Annotated in this window: 18 protein-coding genes and 1 tRNA gene; 11 read left to right on the top strand and 8 right to left on the bottom strand. The window is 69.7% G+C overall.

Translation table 11 applies throughout. The features are described 5' to 3' along the window. Positions 1-62: 62 nt before the first annotated feature. Entirely contained in the window at positions 63-1,382 is a 1,320-nt protein-coding gene (locus tag AB0I81_RS09970; RefSeq protein WP_360653011.1) for a glycoside hydrolase family 6 protein, read from the bottom strand. Positions 1,383-1,607: 225 nt separating this feature from the next. Beyond that, positions 1,608-2,168 (bottom strand): TetR family transcriptional regulator, encoded by a 561-nt coding sequence (locus tag AB0I81_RS09965; RefSeq protein WP_360653008.1) that lies wholly within the window; start codon positions 2,166-2,168, stop codon positions 1,608-1,610. A gap of 97 nt (positions 2,169-2,265) precedes the next feature. Between AB0I81_RS09965 and AB0I81_RS09960 the strand changes: the two genes are divergently transcribed. From AB0I81_RS09960 to AB0I81_RS09940, 5 genes are read left to right on the top strand one after another with little or no spacing between them, the layout of a single operon-like run. Then, positions 2,266-4,074, top strand: a complete 1,809-nt coding sequence (locus AB0I81_RS09960; RefSeq protein WP_360653005.1) for an MDR family MFS transporter — start codon at positions 2,266-2,268, stop codon at positions 4,072-4,074. Next, a complete protein-coding gene (locus AB0I81_RS09955; RefSeq protein WP_360653003.1) occupies positions 4,071-4,502 on the top strand; it encodes a hypothetical protein in 432 nt (143 codons plus the stop codon). The genes AB0I81_RS09960 and AB0I81_RS09955 overlap by 4 nt, the downstream gene beginning before the upstream one ends. Further along, positions 4,499-4,735, top strand: coding sequence for a hypothetical protein (locus AB0I81_RS09950; protein ID WP_360653000.1), 237 nt, complete (start codon positions 4,499-4,501; stop codon positions 4,733-4,735). Before AB0I81_RS09955 ends, AB0I81_RS09950 begins: the two co-directional genes overlap by 4 nt. Positions 4,736-4,748: 13 nt before the next feature. Beyond that, a complete protein-coding gene (locus AB0I81_RS09945) occupies positions 4,749-5,225 on the top strand; it encodes a universal stress protein (protein ID WP_360652997.1) in 477 nt (158 codons plus the stop codon). A 29-nt stretch (positions 5,226-5,254) separates the two neighbouring features. Beyond that, a complete protein-coding gene (locus tag AB0I81_RS09940) occupies positions 5,255-5,983 on the top strand; it encodes a M15 family metallopeptidase (protein WP_360652994.1) in 729 nt (242 codons plus the stop codon). Positions 5,984-6,029: 46 nt separating this feature from the next. Here the strand turns inward: AB0I81_RS09940 and AB0I81_RS09935 are convergent, their stop codons facing one another. Next, entirely contained in the window at positions 6,030-7,172 is a 1,143-nt protein-coding gene (locus tag AB0I81_RS09935) for a methyltransferase domain-containing protein (protein WP_360652991.1), read from the bottom strand. Positions 7,173-7,470: 298 nt separating this feature from the next. Here AB0I81_RS09935 and AB0I81_RS09930 point away from each other — a divergent pair, with 298 nt between their 5' ends. Further along, a complete protein-coding gene (locus tag AB0I81_RS09930; protein ID WP_360652988.1) occupies positions 7,471-8,316 on the top strand; it encodes an NUDIX domain-containing protein in 846 nt (281 codons plus the stop codon). Positions 8,317-8,349: 33 nt separating this feature from the next. Here AB0I81_RS09930 and AB0I81_RS09925 read toward each other — a convergent pair whose 3' ends face one another. Then, on the bottom strand, positions 8,350-8,691 hold the full coding sequence (locus tag AB0I81_RS09925; protein ID WP_360652985.1) for an STAS domain-containing protein: 342 nt from the start codon (positions 8,689-8,691) through the stop codon (positions 8,350-8,352). Positions 8,692-8,727: 36 nt separating this feature from the next. Between AB0I81_RS09925 and AB0I81_RS09920 the strand changes: the two genes are divergently transcribed. Next, a tRNA-Ser gene (locus AB0I81_RS09920) sits at positions 8,728-8,814 on the top strand. Between the two features lies 1 nt (position 8,815). Here the strand turns inward: AB0I81_RS09920 and AB0I81_RS09915 are convergent. After that, on the bottom strand, positions 8,816-11,152 hold the full coding sequence (locus AB0I81_RS09915; RefSeq protein WP_360652982.1) for an AAA family ATPase: 2,337 nt from the start codon (positions 11,150-11,152) through the stop codon (positions 8,816-8,818). A 114-nt stretch (positions 11,153-11,266) separates the two neighbouring features. Here AB0I81_RS09915 and AB0I81_RS09910 point away from each other — a divergent pair, with 114 nt between their 5' ends. After that, positions 11,267-12,223, top strand: a complete 957-nt coding sequence (locus tag AB0I81_RS09910; RefSeq protein ID WP_360652979.1) for an NAD(P)H-quinone oxidoreductase — start codon at positions 11,267-11,269, stop codon at positions 12,221-12,223. A gap of 5 nt (positions 12,224-12,228) precedes the next feature. Beyond that, positions 12,229-12,744 carry a bacterial proteasome activator family protein gene (locus tag AB0I81_RS09905; RefSeq protein WP_360652976.1) on the top strand — a complete coding sequence of 172 codons (516 nt, stop codon included), beginning with the start codon at positions 12,229-12,231 and terminating at the stop codon, positions 12,742-12,744. Between the two features lie 67 nt (positions 12,745-12,811). On the opposite strand, the gene AB0I81_RS09900 is transcribed toward AB0I81_RS09905, so the two are convergent. Then, positions 12,812-13,609, bottom strand: a complete 798-nt coding sequence (locus AB0I81_RS09900) for an HAD family hydrolase (protein ID WP_360652974.1) — start codon at positions 13,607-13,609, stop codon at positions 12,812-12,814. Positions 13,610-13,832: 223 nt separating this feature from the next. Here AB0I81_RS09900 and AB0I81_RS09895 point away from each other — a divergent pair, with 223 nt between their 5' ends. After that, positions 13,833-14,036, top strand: a complete 204-nt coding sequence (locus tag AB0I81_RS09895) for a cold-shock protein (protein WP_080043977.1) — start codon at positions 13,833-13,835, stop codon at positions 14,034-14,036. A gap of 319 nt (positions 14,037-14,355) precedes the next feature. Further along, positions 14,356-15,765, top strand: coding sequence for a hypothetical protein (locus tag AB0I81_RS09890; protein WP_360652970.1), 1,410 nt, complete (start codon positions 14,356-14,358; stop codon positions 15,763-15,765). On the opposite strand, the gene serS is transcribed toward AB0I81_RS09890, so the two are convergent. Both serS and AB0I81_RS09880 read right to left on the bottom strand, forming a co-directional pair. Next, positions 15,729-16,991: a serine--tRNA ligase gene (gene serS, locus AB0I81_RS09885; RefSeq protein ID WP_360652968.1), complete on the bottom strand. Its 1,263-nt coding sequence runs from the start codon at positions 16,989-16,991 to the stop codon at positions 15,729-15,731. The genes AB0I81_RS09890 and serS overlap by 37 nt on opposite strands. A 41-nt stretch (positions 16,992-17,032) precedes the next feature. Beyond that, entirely contained in the window at positions 17,033-17,986 is a 954-nt protein-coding gene (locus AB0I81_RS09880; RefSeq protein WP_360652965.1) for a CPBP family intramembrane glutamic endopeptidase, read from the bottom strand. Positions 17,987-18,040: the final 54 nt, after the last annotated feature.

Here is an 18,040-nt window from a genome sequence, read left to right as displayed (position 1 = left end):
CAGAGCCAGTTCGACCTGGTGTTGCACAACATCGGCGAAAGGCGCGTTATTTCATGGCCCGTTCAGGAGGTGGTGCAGGACAGCGTGGACGGAGAGCCCGCCGGCCCGTCGGCGAGCAGGCCGAACGTGGTCGACGCGCCCGCGCCCAGGGCGCCGTTCCAGTTGAGGTTCGTGACGCTGACGGAGCCGCTGCTGCCGGACAGGGTGCCGTTCCAGAGCTGCTTGATCGTCTGCCCGCCCGGGACCGTCCAGCCGACCTTCCAGCCGCTCATCGCGGACGTGCCGGTGTTCTTCACGGTGACCTCACCCTGGTGGCCGCCCGTCCACTGACTCGCCACCTTGTACGTCGCCGTGCAGCCGCCGGGACCGGCCGTGGGCGTCACGGTCGGCGTCACCGTGGGAGTGACGGTGGGGGTGACCGTGGGCGTCACGGTTGGCTGGGGTGCGGCCATGGCCAGGTCGTAGGCGCGCTGCGGCACGAACTGGCCCGCCCCCGCGATGCACCCGTCCGCCTCGCCGGGCGGCTTGACCCACAGGTAGGCGTCGATCGCGGAGTCGCCCGTGTTCGTGGTGCTCCAGATGCCCGTGGCCCGGCCCGCGGGGTCGCACCACTCGCTGCCTGACGGGCCGTTGCCGTTGCGGCTGGTGTCGATGACCGCCTTCAGCCTGGACACGCCGGTCGCGGAGATGATGCTCTTCGCGTACGACACCAGCCCCGGCGTGGCCCGGTAGTTGGAGGTGTTGACCGCGATGCCGTCGGCGCTGTTGGCCACGTCCGCGCCGTTCAGCCTCGACGCCGCCTCGGAAGCGCCCAGCCAGCCGTCGTGCCCGATGTCGAAGTACACCTTGACCTGCGACGACGTCCCCCTGAACTTCTTACCGGCGTAGGCCATGGACGCCTTGACCTCGGCCTGCTCGGAGGCGTTCATGCAGTTGGTCATGATCGCCAGCGCGTCCGGTTCGAGGACGATGGAGGCGGGCCGCCCGCCGAGTCCGGCCGCGATCTGGTCGATCCAGGCGCGGTAGGAGGCGTGGTCCGGCGCGCCGCCCGCGCTGGGGCCGCCGCAGTCGCGGTTCGGCATGGCGTACACGGCCATGATCGGGATCTTGCCCGCCGCCGCGGCGGCGCCGACGTAGGCGTCCACCTGGGCGCGCACGGCCGCGGGGTTGTAGGTGGCGAACCACCGGCCCTGCGGCACCGCGGCGATCCTGTCCCTGATCACGGCGGTACGGCTGTCGCCGGGGTTGGCGGCCACCCACTTGGCGGCGTTGGTCTGCGGATCCACGTAGAAAGCGGAGTCGGCGGCCTGCGCGGTGGAGGAGGACAGGACGATCGCCCCCGCGGCGGCCGTGGCGGCCGCCGTCAGGAGCACCGCCAACATGGGCCTTCTGCGAGACATGTAGATAACTCCGTCCGTCGGGTGGGAGCGCTCCCACGGGCACCCCGGATGCTAGGTAGGCACCCGGGCCCGGACAAAGACATCGGATCGATCTGTAAGTGGTCATCGCAGCTCAGGGGCGCTACGAAGGCTGAAACTTTCACGCGGTCGGACGTAAGTTAACGCGGCCGGGCGGCGGCACCCCTCAGCCGGCCGGACGGCGCCTTTTCAACCGGCCAGACATGCCTCGAAGACCGCGGTCAGGCGGTCGATGTCGGCGGGCGTGGGTTTCTCCGGGCCGAGCCGGCGTCGCATGGCGCCGATGCCGAGGAAGACCGCCGTGGCCGTACGGGCCCGCGCGTGCGCGTCAGGACCCGCCAGCGTGGCCGCCAGCGGCTCCAGCACCGCCGTGATCAGGCGTTCCCTGGCCACCGCGTGCACCTCGGGATCACCGGCGGAGCGTTCGAGGGTGCGCAGGATCGGGCTCTCCGGCGGATGTTGCATGCGTTCGGCCGCGTATTCGGCCAGCCGCCGCGGCAACCCCTCGGAGTCGCCTTCAAAAAGACCGACGAAGGACGGCTCGCCCTGGAGCACCGCGCCGAACAGGCCGGCCTTCGACCCGAAATAGCGGCCCACGAGCGCGATGTTGGCCTCAGCCGCCGCCGCGATCATCCGTACGGTCACCTGCTCGTAGCCCTGCTCGCCGAAAAGCGTGCGGGCCGCCTGGAGGATCCGCTCCCGGGTGGCCTCACGGTCGCGCGGCCTGGCCTCAGTCACCTGGGGGTTCATGCCCGCACTCTACTGAACGCACACCCACTTACCGCGCGGCTAGTAAACATGCGTATACTCAAATCCGGATAAAGCTGCAAGAAGGGGATGTGGTGTCGTGGTAGCCCAGGCTCAGCACGCATCTCCCGCGAGCCGGCACTACTCCCACCGCGAAATCCTCGAGGTCATGTCCGGGCTCATGCTCGCGATGCTCACGTCGATGATCTCGACCTCCGTGGTGGGCACCGCGCTGCCGACGATCGTGGGGGAACTAGGCGGTCAGGACCAGTACTCATGGGTCGCGAGCGCGACCATGCTGACGATGACGGTCTCCACGCCGCTGTGGGGCAAGCTGTCCGACCTGTTCGGGCGCAAGCTGCTCTTCCAGACGGCGCTGGGGTTGTTCGTCGCGGCGTCGCTGGTCGCCGGGTTGTCCCAGGACATGGGGCAGCTGATCGCCGCGCGGGCCGTACAGGGCCTGGGTGTGGGTGGTCTGTCGGCGTTGTCGCAGGTGATCCTGGGTGACATCGTCTCGCCCCGCGAGCGCGGCCGTTACTCCGGCTACATGGGGGCCGTGTTCGGGATCTCCACGGTCGCCGGGCCGCTGCTGGGCGGGTTCATCGTGGACGCCGACTGGCTGGGCTGGCGCTGGTGCTTCTACGTGGTCGTGCCCTTCGCGCTGGTGTCCTTCCTGGTGATCCAGAAGGTCCTGAAGCTGCCGAAGGTCAAGCGCAACACCTCGATCGACATCTGGGGTGCCACGACCATCACCGCCAGCGCGAGCGCGCTCATGCTGCTGCTGACGCTGGGCGGCAACGAGTTCGAGTGGAACTCCGGCTGGACGTACCTGCTGGCCGCCACCGCCCTGCTCATGCTGGCGCTGTCGGTGTTGTCGGAGCGGACCGCGCGCAACCCGATCCTGCCGCCGCGGCTGTTCCGCAACCCGACCTTCGTGCTCACCAGCCTCGCCTCGTTGTTCGTCGGCATGGCGATGTTCGGCGCGATGATCTACCTGCCGCAGTACCTGCAGATCGTCAAGGGGCTCAGCCCGACCAACTCCGGCCTGATGACGCTGCCCATGGTGGCGGCGCTGTTCCTGTCCGGCGTGATCTCCGGGAAGATCGTCACCAACACCGGCAGATGGAAGATCTTCCCGGTCGCGGGCCTGCTCATCGTGGCCATCGGGCTGTTCCTGCTGTCCCGGCTGCACGTGGACTCCAGCGAGTGGCTGATCGGGTTCGACGTGGCGGTGCTGGGCACCGGGCTGGGCCTGTCCATGCAGATGCTCATCCTGGCCGCGCAGAACGGCTCCGAGATGCGCGACATGGCCTCCACCACGTCGGGCGTGTCGTTCTTCCGCTCGCTGGGCGGCGCCGTCGGCGTGGCCGCGTTCGGCGCGATCCTGACGAACCGGCTCAAGGACGAGATGGCCGAGATGTTGCGGGCGGCGGGCATCTCGTTGCCCGGCGGCTCCGACGTCCAGCTCGGCAGCCCCGCGGCCATCCAGCAGTTGCCCGGGCCGATCAAGAACATCGTGCTGGAGGCGTTCACGCGCGGTCTGGAGACCGTGTTCCTGGTGGGCGTGCCGATCGCGCTGCTCGGCTTCGTGGCCACGCTCTTCCTCAAGGAGTTGCCGCTGCGCGGGTCGAGCACGCCCGTGGCCCCCGCGCCCCAGCCGCTCAGCAAGGACGACCTGGTCCTGGCCGGGCTGCTGCTGGAGCTCATCGCCCAGCGCGTCGAGCGGGCGAACGGCGAGCGTTCCGCGCTGCTGTCCGCGGTCGCCGGCATGGCGCCGCCCGACGGCCGCTCCGAGCGTGAACGGGCCAGGTCGGTCGCTCAGGACGTGCTGCGGCCCACGTCGCGCGCCCTGATCACGCAGGCCACGCCACCACAGAAAGACCTCGTAACAGGAGGAATCTCGCAATGATTCGCAAGTTCGTGGGCGCCGTCGCGGCGGCCCTGGCCGTACTGGCCGGGCTGTGGCTGATGATCGCGCCCTTCGCCCTCGGCACCCAGCCGGAGAACGCCGACTGGACGAACGCCACCCAGTCGGAGTTCTTCGCCGGTCTCGGCGTGGCCGTCGTGGGCCTGGTGGGCGCGATCGCCTTCGTGCTGGCCATCCATGAGGAGCTGGTGGTGCGCGGCCTGGTGGTGCCCAAGCCGAGGGCGTCGGCGGAGCCGGAGCCGGAGCCCGTGCCCGCCGCGCCGCAGGCGTCCTCGGCCGAGCTGGCCACGCTGCTGGCGCCGCTGGTGGAGGCGCTGCGCGAGGACCTGAACACCTCCCGTGGGGGCTCCCACGGCGAGCGCCGTCAGAACGGCAAGGCTTCCCTGGTTGGAGTGGAGGAGACCCGATGAAGGCCAAGCTGGGCGTGTCCGCCCTCGTCCTGCTGTTCCTGGGCGGCCTGTGGCTGGTCGCGGCGCCGTTCGCGGTCGGCTACCAGCCGCGCGGCGGCGCGTACGTAGACGCGACGATCAACGACCTGTGGATCGGTGGCGGGCTCGCCGGCCTCTCGTTCGTCGCCCTCGTGGTCTACGCGGCCGACGCGCTGCGCGACCTCGCCCGTCGCGGCAAGCACGCGGACGTCTGACGCGGAACATGCCGTGTTCGGCAGTGGCGCAGACCCGCGGTGGGAGCCGCTGGCAGGCCGGCTCCCCGCAGGGCAGTTCGAGATCGGTAAAGACGGCGCCGGCCTGCTCGTGGTGGGTTTCGACGGGTCGGGCCCGAGCCGCAACGCGCTTGCGTACGCGGCCGGGCTCGCCCGCAGGGACAACGCCGCCCTGCTCATCGCCTTCGTGGAGGCGCTGAACGCCGCCTCGCTCTGGTTCTTCGCCGGGTCGCCGATCATCCCCGACGCGGCGGCGGACCTGACCGAGGACCTGCGCGACGAGTTGCGCGGGGCCGGGGTGCCGTGGCATTTCGTCAGCGTGCGCGGTGACACCGCGCGGGAGCTGGAGACGCTGGCCAGCTCGTACATGGCCGACGCGATCGTGGTGGGCCGCTCGCGTTCGTCGTGGCGCAGGTCAGTGGCGGCGACCCTGGCGAAACGGGCTCGCCGTACGGTGCTGATAGTCCCCTGACCTGGCCGGACGTCGCATATGGTGGCCAGATGAAACGTGTCGCCGCCATGGCGCTCGTAGTGTTCGTCGGGTCCGTTTCGTGCGGCGCGGGAGAGCCGGCCGCCGCGCCCGCACCCTCGGCCCCCGATTACGAGACGCCGTCATCATCCACGCCCAGACCCGCCACGGCCACGCCGTCCCCATCCGGCCCGCCCGAGTTCACCTCGAAGGTCTCCCGGGTGTCCCGTGACCGCCTTCCGCACTCGTGGCAGCCCGGATGCCCGGTCCACTACCGGGACCTGCGGCTGATCACGCTGTCGTACTGGGGTTTCGACGACAAACCGCACACCGGTGAGCTGGTGGTGCGCAAGACCGTCACCGACGACATCGAGAAGGTCTTCAGGAAGTTGTACGACTGGCGCTGGCCGATCAGGCAGATGAAGCTGGTGGACGCGTACAAGGCGGACGACTACGATTCGATCGACGCCGACAACACCTCAGCCTTCAACTGCCGCCGCGCGACCGGGTCAAGCAACTGGTCAAACCACGCTTATGGGGAAGCAATCGACATCAATCCCCGCGAGAACCCCTATGTCACCGCAAGCGGCAGCACAGCACACAAAAACGCCGAAAAGTTCACAGAACGCCCAACTAAGGGTAAAGGCGTGATCAACCCCGGCGACAAGGTCGTCAAGGCGTTCGCCCAGGTCGGCTGGGAATGGGGCGGCTACTGGTCCGGCACCAAGGACTATCAGCATTTCTCCAAGGGTGGAGGATAAGGCTTCCACCCAAAGAATGGAGCGGCACCGCCTTCCGCGCACCCGGTCAGATGGCGTGCTCCGGGGTGTCGAGCCAGATGCGCTGCCCGTCCGCCGTGACGGTCATGCCGAACCGTTCGGGGCCGGGCTCGCCCCACGACACCCACCGGAAGTAGGCGTCCACCACGTCGTCCCACAAGGGCCGATCACCCACCTGGTACACCTCGTACTCGTTCTCGCCGGGCCGCCACTCCACGGTGCCCCACGAGTACGGGTCCGCCGGATCGGACAGCCACAGCCGGCACAGAGGGCCGTCCTCGTCCTGGTCGTGGGCGTACACCGAGGCGAGGCCGGTGGCCGCCGAGATGGCCAGACCAGCGCCGGCGGGCGCGTAGGCAACCGTGCGCGGATCGACGAGCGTCGCCGACCAATGCTTGTCCTCCGGCCTGCGCGCGGCCCGCGGGCGGAGTTTGCGCTGAGAGCGCATCAGCATGTACGAGGCGAAGCCGGGGAACCGGCCGTGTGCCGTCGCATCCGGCGTGACGGTCAGGCGCAGGGCATGGTCGGCGCCGGATCCGGGCCGGAACGGCAGCACGATGACGCCGCCCGGCCGGGCCTGGGCGATCCACGCGTACGGCACGTGCCGTACGCCGCAGGTGACGTGCACCCGATCGTACGGAGCCCCCTCCTGGTGGCCGTGTGCGCCGTCGCCCACCACCAGGCGTGGAGCGATCCCGGCCGCGGCGAGACTCTTGCCGGCCTGCTCGGCGACCGCCTGGTCCACCTCGATCGAGGTGACCGCGCCGTCCTGGCCGGCCAGGTGCGACAGCAGGGCGGCCGTCCACCCGGTCCCCGTCCCGATCTCCAGCACGCGATGGCCGGGCTCGACGGCCAGCCAATGGAGGAGGTCGGCGACGGTGGAGGGCGCGGACGCCGAGGAGGTGTAGTCGCCGGCCGCTGCCCGTAGATCGGTGGCGCCGTCATCGAGTTGGGTGACGACGACGGTGTCGCTGTAGACGGCGGCCATCCAATCCTGGGGGTCCGCGTCGCGGTCGATGACGCGCGTACTGTCGTCGCGGGCGTCCGCGAGCCCCACCGGCGGGATGAAGAGGTGACGGGGAACCGCGCGGAACGCGTCGTACACCCGGGCGCCCGCTGGGGAGAAGGCGCTGATCTCGCGGATCAGCGCCTCAACCCGGTCGGCGGTCACTTACCCTCGCCGTCCTTACCGCCTTTGCCTCCCGCGTTGCCGTTGCCTCCGCCGTGCTGGCCACCGCCCTGCTGGTCCTTCGAGGGTGGCGGCGGCTCGAAAGGCTTGTCCTTCTTCTGTCCCCCGCCATGCTTTCCGCCCACGCTGATCCCCCTTACCTCGCCAAACTTCTCGCCGTGACCATATGGCTACCGTAAGAAGCCGACAAGGGGAGAACCCCATCACCTCACGCACAACACGCCTTCTCCCTGGCAGCCCAGTATGGGGTGTGCGCGACGAGCCCTGAGAGAATTTCCTCATGGCGGCTATGGACGGGGACGGGTGGACCGAGTGCTCGCAGGGCCACCGGCACTGGGGGGTGCACGGCGCGTCGGGGCTGCTCGTCGTTCACCATGACGATGGCGGCGTTCCGTACGTGTTGATGCAGAAGCGTTCCTTGTGGAGTCATCATGGCGGCACCTGGGGGCTGCCCGGTGGGGCCCGGGACAGCCATGAGGATGCCGTGACCACCGCGCTGCGTGAAGCCCGTGAGGAGGCGGCGCTGGGTGGTGAGGGGCTGCGGGTGCAGGGGGTCTATCTCGACGATCACGGGGGGTGGGCGTTCGAGACGGTGATCGCCGCGTCGGCCGAGTTGCTGGCCGCCGCGCCCGCCAACGGGGAGAGCGACGAGTTGCGCTGGCTGGCGTTGCCCGAGGTCGCCGAGCGCAGGTTGCATCCCGGTTTCGCCGCGTCGTGGAGCGACATCCAGGGGGCGATCAAGCCGGAGATCATCGTGCTCGACGTGGCCAACATCGTCGGTGCGCGGGCCGAGCACGGTTGGTGGCGCGACCGGCTTGGCGCGGCCACCCGGCTGCTGCACGACGTCTCGGGGCTGCGGCTGGCCCATCCGGTGCTGGCGCAGTGGTACCCGCGGATGGTGGCCGTCGTGGAAGGGGCGGCCAGAAGCGCGCCGCCGGTGCCGGGGATCCAGGTGGTGGCGGCCATCGGCAGTGGTGACGACGCGATCGTGGAGGTCGTACGGCAGGCCAAGCCGTGGGAGCGCGTGGTCGTCGTCACCGCGGACCGGGCGCTGAAGGAACGCGTCGGCGCGCTGGGCGCCGAGACCATGGGCCCCAAATGGCTGCTGACGCAGCTCGGCGCCTAGCTCGTCAGACGTTCACAGGGACCACACGATTCGTCAGACGTCCACAGGGACCACTCGGTCGAAGGCGGCCTTGAGGCCCGTTACGTCGAGCACCCGCTGGAGCACCCCGTGCACGCCCACGATCCCCAGGGAACCGGCGTGCGCGGCGACTCTGCGCTGGTGCTCGACCAGCACCCACAGGCCGCTGGAGTCGCAGAACTCGAGCTCCTCGGCATCGATCACGATCTCCACACGGCCTTCGGTGAACAACTGCACCAGGCTGGTCTTCAGCAGTGGCGCAGTTAACTTGTCGAGGTCACCGGTGAGGCGCACGAGCGCGTCGCTGTCGCCGCGCTGCACCTCCACGTTGAGATCCGCCACCTCCTGAACGTACACCCCTGTCACCACAGCCGCTATCGTGGTTTCCGCACAGGAGGGTTCGCATAGTGGACGAGTGCAGCCGCCTTGAAAGCGGCCAGGTCAGCGATGGCCTCGTGGGTTCGAATCCCACACCCTCCGCTCACTCGTGGATGCCCGCGAAACCGTCGCCCACGTAGGCGGCGAGCTGCAGGTAGGCCTCCCTGGTCGGCTCCTGGAGCCGGTCGAGGTCGATCTCCGCGCCCTCCTCCAGATGCGGGTCGTACGGCACCCGGATCACCGCACGGCACCTCGCGGCGAAATGGGCCTCCAACTTCTTGATGTCCACCGCCGACTTCGACCTCGGCCGTACGCTGCACAGCACCACGGTCGCGTCCTTGACCAGATCGGCGTAGTGGTGGGCCTCCAGCCAGTCGAGCGTGGCGGAGGCCGCCCGCGCGCCGTCCACGGACGGCGAGCTGACCAGCACGATCTGGTCGGCCAGGCCGAGCACGCCGCCCATGGCGGAGTGCAGCAGCCCCGTGCCGCAGTCGGTGATGCAGATCGAGTAGAAGTTCTCCAGCACCTGGGAGACGTCCTGGTAGTCGGAGCCGCTGAACGCCTCCGAGACCGACGGGTCGCGGTCGGAGGCCAGCACCTCCAGCCGCGAGGACGCCTGCGAGGTGAACGCCCTGATGTCGACGTACCGCTTGACCTGGTCGCGCTCGTTGAGCAGGTCGCGCACGGTGGCCGAGGTCTCCAGGACGAGCTTGTCGGACAACGTGCCCCTGTCGGGGTTGGCGTCCACGGCGATCACGCGGTCGCCGCGCATCGCGGCCAGGGTGGCGCCGAGGCCGACCGTGGTGGTGGTCTTGCCCACGCCGCCCTTCAGGCTCAGCACGGCCACGCGGTGGTGTCCGGCGGTGACCGGGGTGCGGGCCCTGGTGACCAGCTCGCGGCGGCGGCGTACCTCCGGGGACTCGCCCGGCTTGATCCAGCCGCCGGACGCCTTGTAGATCAGGCGGCGCCAGCCCTTGGAAGGGGCGTTACGCCGTCCGCGAAGCAGGGACTCCGGGTCGAGGCTGTCGGCGTTGGGGCGGCCGGTGGTCGGAGGTCTGGGCGAGGAGGTGAACACCGGGGTCGGGGCCGGGCGGCGGCGTGGCTGCGGCGGGATCTCCCGCTCGGCGGGCCGCCACTCGTGCTGCTCGCTCCGCTGCGGCCGCTCCGCCCGCGGCCCACTCCACTGCGGCCGGTCCGTTTGCGAACGGTCTGTCTGCGAGCGGTCGGTCTGCGGTTCGTTCCGCTGCGAGTGGTCGGTCTGTGAGTCGTTCCACTGGGGGTGGTCCGTCTGCGGCTCGTTCCACTGCGGGCGGTCGATTTGCGGCTCGCTCCACTGCGGCCGGTCTGTCTGCGGCTCGTTCCACTGGGGGCGGTCGGTCGGCGATTCGCTCCACAGCTGGCGTTCCGACTGCGGTTCGTCTCGGTGGGGGCGCTCCTGTTGCTGCTCGCTCCACGTGAGGCGGTGCTCCTGAGCGCGTGCCTCGGGATCGCTCCACTGCGGGCGGTCGCTTCTCGGCATCGTCTGCGACGACTCCTGCCACTGCGGCAGATCGGCGCGCGGCAGCGTCTCGGGCGACTCCGCCTGCTGGGCGGGCTCGTCCGTGGGGCCGGACTTCGGCGCAGAACCGGAGTCCTCCGTACGGGCGGCGGGCTCCTCGGCCCATGCCGGAGATTCGTTGCGCGGCTGCGTGTCCGCCCAGGCGGTCCGTTCCTGCCTGGCGGGCTCCTCCTCCACCCGCGCGGCCTCAGCCTCGGTGTGAGCAGCCTCAGGGCGATCGAGCTCGGGGCGATCGGCGTCGGCGTGACCGGTGTCAGAGCGCGCGGACTCGGCCTGGGCGGCCTCGTCACGGGCGGCCTCGTCACGGGCGGCACTATCGCGGGCCGCCTCAGGATGGGCGGGCTCGGCTTCTGTGCGCGCCTGCTCGGCGGCCAGCCGTTCCACCTCCCGCGACCAGTCGGCCGTCAGTTCCTCGGCCGCCGGCGGCGGCCACGACGTCTCCTCGACCTGCTCCGGCTGCTCCGACCGGGCGGAGGCGTCGGGCGGCGTGAACGGCAGCGCCGCGTAGGTGTCGGTGTCGTCGGGGCGCGGCAGCGGCTTCAGCGGGGCGTGGAAGGGGTCCTCCACGCTCGGCTCGGAAGCCGCCGGCTCCATGAGTGCGGCCCTGCCGAGCCACTCCCCGGCCTCGCTCTCCCGCTCGGGGACCTCCTCGGCCGCCTCGGGACCGTACACGGAGTCGACGGCCGCGCGGAACAGCGGCGGCGTCGGGGTGTCGTGCTGGGGCACCAGCAGCCACGGGTCCGCGGGGTACGGCGATGCGATCGGCTCGTCCGTGGAAGCAGCCGAGGCGCTGACAGGGACGGGGGCCTCCTCCGTCTCCTTGATCGCGTCGAGCCAGGCCAGCTGTTCCTCGAGAGATTCTTCTCGATCGTGTCTTGCCACCGTGTTCCCCCTCGGGTGGGTCTAAAGGGGCAGCAAATACATTGCAGATTATCGCCATGGGTAACCGCGCAGCCCGGCAACCCACAACTTCTTTGCCCGGCTACCGTGGTTCGCATGCGAGCCATCGAGATCACCAGGCCAGGCGGACCAGAGGTGCTGGAGTGGCACGAGGTGCCGGATCCGCACGTCGAGCGGGGGGACGTGCTCATCGACGTGGCGGCTTCCGCGGTGAACCGCGCCGACGTCATGCAGCGGCAAGGATTCTACGACCCTCCCCCCGGCTCCTCACCGTACCCGGGTCTGGAGGTCTCGGGTGTGGTGACCGAGGTCGGGGAGGACGTGGAGCACTTCAAGCCGGGCGACGAGGTGTGCGCGCTGCTCGGGGGCGGCGGTTACGCCGAGCGCGTAGCGGTGCCGTGGCAGCAGGTCATGCCCGTCCCCGACAAGGTGTCGCTGCGCGAGGCCGCCGGGCTGCCCGAGGTGGCCTGCACGGTCTGGTCCAACGTGTTCATGACCGGACGGCTGCGCAGGGGCGAGACGCTGCTGGTGCACGGCGGGGCCAGCGGGATCGGCACGTTCGCGGTGCAACTGGCCGAGGCGCTCGGCTCGTACGTCGTCACGACCGTCGGCTCGGCCGCCAAGGCCGACCGCGTCAGGGAACTCGGCGCGGACGAGGTCGTCAACTACCGCGAGGAGGACTTCGCCGACAAGGTGAAAGCCGATGTGATCCTCGACATCATGGGCGCGAAGTACCTGGCGGGCAACGTACGGGCGCTGCGTACCGGCGGCCGGCTGGTGATCATCGGGATGCAGGGCGGCCGCAAGGCCGAGATCGACCTGGGCGCACTGCTCACCAAGCGCGCCTCCGTGCACGGCACCACGCTCCGCGCACGTTCCGTGGACGAGAAGGGCGTCATCGTACGTAGTGTCGTGGACAACGTCTGGCCCCTGGTCGGCGCGGGTGCCGTCCGTCCCGTCGTGTACGCCGAAGTACCCATGTCCGAGGCCGCACAAGCTCACCGAATGTTGGATTCCGGGGAGCACGTCGGCAAGATCCTGCTAGTACGGTGAGTGTTATGAATGCTGAGGACAACAACACCCCCCACATCGTGGTGGTGGGCCCCGACTTCCAAGGTCAGGGCGATAACGGCGAGGAAGATCGGTCGGTTGCCAACCTGGTCGAGCAGCCCGCCAAGGTGATGCGCATCGGCAGCATGATCCGCCAGCTTCTCGAGGAGGTCCGCGCGGCTCCCCTCGACGAGGCCAGCCGCAAGCGGCTGAAGGAGATCCACGAGTCCTCCATCAAGGAGCTGGAGGACGGGCTGGCGCCGGAGCTGGTCGATGAGCTGGAGCGGCTCTCGCTCCCCTTCACCGACGAGAACGGCACGCCGCCGAGCGACGCGGAGCTGCGGATCGCGCACGCGCAGCTCGTGGGCTGGCTTGAAGGCTTGTTCCACGGCATTCAGACCACGCTGTTCGCTCAGCAGATGGCCGCCCGCGCCCAGTTGGAGCAGATGCGCAGGGCGCTGCCCGGCGTCCCGCAGGGCGACGACCCCCAGCGCCCGCACGGCGGCTCGGGCCCCTACCTGTAAGCGGCTGGGGGCAGTCGTTCAATACGGCTATTCCGAGCAGGTACAAACGGATGGCCGCTGAGTGTGGTCATGCATAGAGCTCCTCGATGACGCGGGCGACGCCGTCGTCGTCATTGGTGGCGGTCACGTGATCGACCGTCGCCAGCACGGCGGGGTGCGCGTTGGCGACCGCGTATGACCGGCCTGCCCAGCTCAGCATGGGCAGGTCGTTCGGCATGTCACCGAACGCGACGACCTGCGCGGGCTCGACCTCGTGCTGCCGGGCCAGCGCCGCCAGGGCCGTCGCCTTCGTCACGCCCTGTGCACTCATCTCGATCAGGCCCCTGCGGCTGGAGTGCGTGGCGGTGACCAGATGCCCCACCAACCCGTGCACGATGGCCTGCAACTCGTCGGCGTCCATGCCGGGATGCAGGGCCAGGAGCTTGGCGCACGGCCGGGCGGTCAGCGAGTCGACCCTGACGGACCCCGCGTGGCGGTCCAAGCCGCCCAGCAGGAAATCCGACTCATGCGCAAAACCGGCTTCATACTCGACCGAAAATAGGAGTTCGGACACGTTCGCTCTTAGCTGAGCGACGACTTCCTCAAGTACGTCCACCGCGATGAGGTGAGATTCCACTATCCGTTCGGTATGGAGATCGTAGATCAGGGCTCCGTTTGCACAGATGGCGAGCCCGCGGTGACGTACGGCACTCGCCACCCCGCCCATCCACCGGGGCGGCCGACCTGTGACGATCGCCAGCACGGCCCCGTTTTCCTCGACCTTGCCGAAGGCGGCGACCGTGCGGGGAGACACGGTTCCGTCGGTGCGCAACGCCGTTCCGTCGAGGTCAGTGGCCACAAGACGCGGTGCGGGAAGTCTCTGCATAACAGGTTCCAGTTTGCCCGGTGATGCCGCCCGACAGAAATCTTCCTTGGGACGGGAACACCAACGCGCCAGAATGGTGTTAGATGTGATGGCGTTGTATTAGCTGATCCCGTAGTGAAAACCAGCATGACTTTGTCTGAGCCACCCCGGGTGCTTGCTGTACGACACACCGGGATCCACGAGGTGTGGGTCCCATAGATTCACATCCTGAGGGAGAGCTTTTATGGCTCAGGGAACCGTCAAGTGGTTCAACGCCGAGAAGGGCTTCGGCTTCATCGCCCCGGACGGCGGTGCGCCGGACGTGTTCGTTCACTTCTCCGAGATCGTCGGCAACGGCTACCGCAGCCTTGAAGACGGGCAGCGGGTCGAGTTCGAGATCACGCAGGGCCAGAAGGGGCCGCAGGCCTCCCAGGTCCGGGCCCTCTAACCTGTAGCAGCGAGATAGACCGGAGTTCGCTTCCAGCGGGCTCCGGTCTTTTGCTGTGCCGGGATGGTCACCGGCTGTGACGCCGGAGGGCCGCCGGCCGATGTGCCGGGGCGGTCACCGACTGTGATGCCCGAAAGGTCTCCGGCTGTGGTGTCCGAAGGGTCGCCGGCTGCTCTTCCGGCGTGGTCGACCGGCTACTGGTGTCAGGATGGTCACGGCTGCGACTCGACTCACACAGACGTTGAACCGTGCGCCTCCTCCAGTGGTCGTCCTGGATATGAGGTACGCGTGGTTGTGTCACCCCGTGACCGTCGCCGGGGTGCTCGTGCTCTTGGTCAACGACCATCTGCTCAAGACCGCCTGGCCGGGACCGGTCACCGGCAAGCTCAGTGACCTCGCCGGGCTCGTCGTGGCGCCCGCCCTGGTGTCGCTGCTGTTCTGGCGGCGGGCCGATCTGGCGGCGACCGTACTCACCGGAGTGCTGTTCGCGCTCGTGAAATCGACGGAGACGGGCGCGGAGGTCGCCTCCCATGCCTGGACCCTCGTGGCGGGCCCGTCGCGCGTCCTGGCCGATCCCACGGACCTCCTGGCGCTACCGGCCCTCGCCCTCGCCTGGTGGGTACGGCGCCGCAGCCTCGACCACCCGCCCTCGGCCCGCTGGCGGATCGTCGTGACGGTGCCCCTGGCCCTGCTCTCCGTCGTCGCCACGTCCGCCGACCCCAACGCGTCCGGCACGCCTCCCATTACCCCCGTCACGGACTCGCGGCCCTACGCCGACACCGTGGAGGTGCGCCCCGACGGGAGGATCAACGTCCACACCGCCGACGGCACCTCGCTGGGCTCCTACGACGGCGGCCTCACCTGGTGGCCGACGAACGGCTCCCAGCTCAAACCGGGACAGAGCGCCATGTGCGTGCCGGGCCAGGCGACGAGGTGCTACCAGGTGGTCAAGGGCCGGCTGGCCGTGGAGCAGTCGGACGACGGCGGCCACACCTGGCGGCCGTCCTGGCAGGCGTCACAGGACGACCTGGAGCGCATGACCAGGACCTACGATCTCGATGGCGCGGCCGGCCGGGATGACGGCAGGCTCAGTTCGACCTCGCTGGGCGTGCAGGCGCGCCCCGGCGGGCACGTCGTGGTCGTGGCGAACGGCCTTGACGGCATCCTCGTGCGCGACGTCTCCGGCGCCTGGCGGCGCGTGGGCTGGCCCCATGTCGAGCTCGCGGGGGCGGATGTTGGTTCCGAACACGGCGTGGCGCTCTTCCTGGCGGCCTGCATGCTGCTCGGCGGGATCGGGGCGGGGCTGCGGCACTACGTCCGCGTCTTCATGGGCTTCGCGTCGGCCACGTGCCTGGGCGTGCTGACGCTGTTCAACGGCGAGGACGCGCTTTCCGGTCCCGGCCCGATGGCCCTGGCCGGCCTGGCCCTGATCGTCATCGGGGTCGGCACGGCCGTGTGCTTCGTGCTGGCGATCGCCGGACGGCCGCGAGCCGTGCCCGCGTCCGTCGGGCTGCTGGCCGCGCCGCTCGTCTACGCCGCCGTCTACCTGCCCTTCGCGGGCTGGTCCCGGGGCGCGCTGGACTCGTACGGCGTGGCGGTCGCGCTGGCCGTGCCGCTGACCGCCCTCGTCCTGCTGGCGAGCGCCTTCCTGATCAGGAACGACGCCCGCCGCGCGGCAGAGGACTCGGAGAACTACTTCGACGGCACGAGCACGTCGAGCCCCACGTAGGGACGCAGCGCCCGGGGAATCACCACGGAGCCGTCGGCCTGCTGGTGGTTCTCCAGGATCGCCACCAGCCACCTGCTCGTGGCCAGCGTGCCGTTGAGCGTGGACAGGTGCTGGGGCTTGCCGTCCTTGTCGCGGAAGCGCACGGCCAGCCTGCGGGCCTGGAAGCCGGTGCAGTTGGAGGTCGAGGTCAGCTCGCGGTAGCGGCCCTGGGTGGGGATCCACGCCTCGCAGTCGAACTTGCGGGCGGCCGACATGCCGAGGTCGCCCGCCGCCGTGTCGATGATCCGGTAGGGGACCTCGATCTTGGCCAGCATCTCCTTCTCCCAGCCGAGCAGGCGCAGGTGCTCCTCGTGGGCGTCCTCGGGACGCACGTACGAGAACATCTCGACCTTGTCGAACTGGTGGACCCGGATGATGCCCCTGGTGTCCTTGCCGTAGGAGCCCGCCTCCCGGCGGAAGCACGAGGACCAGCCCGCGTAGCGCAGCGGCAGGTCGTCGGCGTTGAGGATCTCCTGCGCGTGGTAGGCGGCCAGCGGCACCTCCGAGGTGCCGACCAGGTAGAGGTCGTCCTCGGGCAGCCGGTAGATCTCCTTGTCGTGGGCGACGTGGAAACCGGTGCCCTGCATGGTCTCCGGCTTGACCAGCACCGGCGGGATCATGGGCACGAACCCGGTCTCGACCGCCTGCTGCATGGCCATGTTGAGCAGGCCGAGCTGCAGCCGCGCGACGGCGCCCTTGAGGAAGAAGAAGCGCGAGCCGGAGACCTTGGCGCCGCGCTCCATGTCGATGCCGCCGAGCGCCTCGCCCAGCTCCAGGTGGTCCTTGGGCTCGAAGTCGAACTGCCTGGGCTCGCCATGCGTCTCGAGCACCACGTAGTCGTCCTCGCCGCCGGGCGGGGTGCCCTCCTCGACGATGTTGGGCACCGTCTGGAGCACCTCGTCCAGCTCGGCCCCCAGCTTCTCCGCCTCGGACTCGGCCGACTTGACCTGGCCGGCGAGGTCCTTGGCCCGCTGGAGCAGGGCGGCCTTCTCCTCGCCCTGCGCCTTGGAGACCGACTTGCCCATACTCTTCTGCTCGGCGCGCAGGGACTCGAACGAGGTCAGCGCGGATCGGCGGCGCTCGTCGAGGTCGAGCAGCGTGTCGACGACGGAGTCGTCCTCACCGCGGGCACGCTGCGACGCCCGTAGCCGGTCGGGGTCCTCACGAAGGGTACGCAGGTCAATCACAAGGAAAGGCTACCGGCGCGGAGAAGCGTCCCGCCCCCTGTTTAGGCGCGCGAGCGGGGACCGGCGCCGTTCGCCCAGCGCAGCCGTCCGGTCAGCCCGAGGAACGCCACGAAAGCGCTCATGACGATCCAGCCGGGCCAGCCGTTCAGGCCCACCTGCAGCGGGTCGATGGGGTGGTCGGCGTCGGAGAAGAGCCACACCAGCTGCACGCCCGCCCCGCTGACGAAGGAGTGCGCGAGCACCGCGGGCCAGACAGAGCCCGAGCGCATGCGCAGCCAGGCGAAGATCGGCACGATCAGGACCGTACTGATGATCATGTACGCCACCGAGGTCAGCGGCGAGTGCCCCGGATACTGCCCGCCCATGATCAGGGTGGGCAGGTGCCACAGTGCGAACACCAGCGCCGTACAGGCCATCGCCGGCCAGACGCCGAGCGGGGCGAGCCTGGGCAGCAGATAGCCCTGCCAGCCGAGCTCCTCGCCGAAGAACATCGGCAGCCACAGGACCATGTGCAGCACGAGAGCCCCCAGCCACAGGGCGAGCTCCATCACGGGGAGGCCGGTCTGTCCCACTGTGTCGGGGGCGAACTGGGCGCGGAAACCGGAAAGATCGGCCAGGTCGATCCGGTACGTCCCGGCCAGCGCCGCGACGCCGAGCGCGAGGAGCTGCAGCAGGCAGGGCACCGCCAGCGCGAGCAGGCTCTCACGGGCCAGCCGCCCGATCGGCCGGGGCCTGACCAGGCCGATCGCGGCCCGGACGCTCGCCGGCCGATGGATCAGGCGCAGCACCACGAACGCGGCCAGGGCGGGGGTCAGCATCATCGCCGCGATGCAGACCTGGATGAGCAGGGTCATGTCGTGTGCGGCCTCGGTACGCCGGAAGCCGCTCAGCAGCAGGGGCGACATGGCCACCCATGCCCCGCCGAACGCGAGGGCGACGAAAGCTCCCACCGCGCGCCAGGGCGTCGTCGTACCGGCCGTTTGGTTGATCGTCATGGCAGCCGACGCTAGGTAAACCGGCCCTCCTGCCACGAGCGAGCACACTCCCCG

Source organism: Nonomuraea sp. NPDC050404 (genome assembly GCF_040655495.1).
GTDB lineage: Bacteria > Actinomycetota > Actinomycetes > Streptosporangiales > Streptosporangiaceae > Nonomuraea.
Note: the sequence above shows the minus strand (reverse complement) of the source record. Positions and strands in the feature narration are given on the sequence as shown.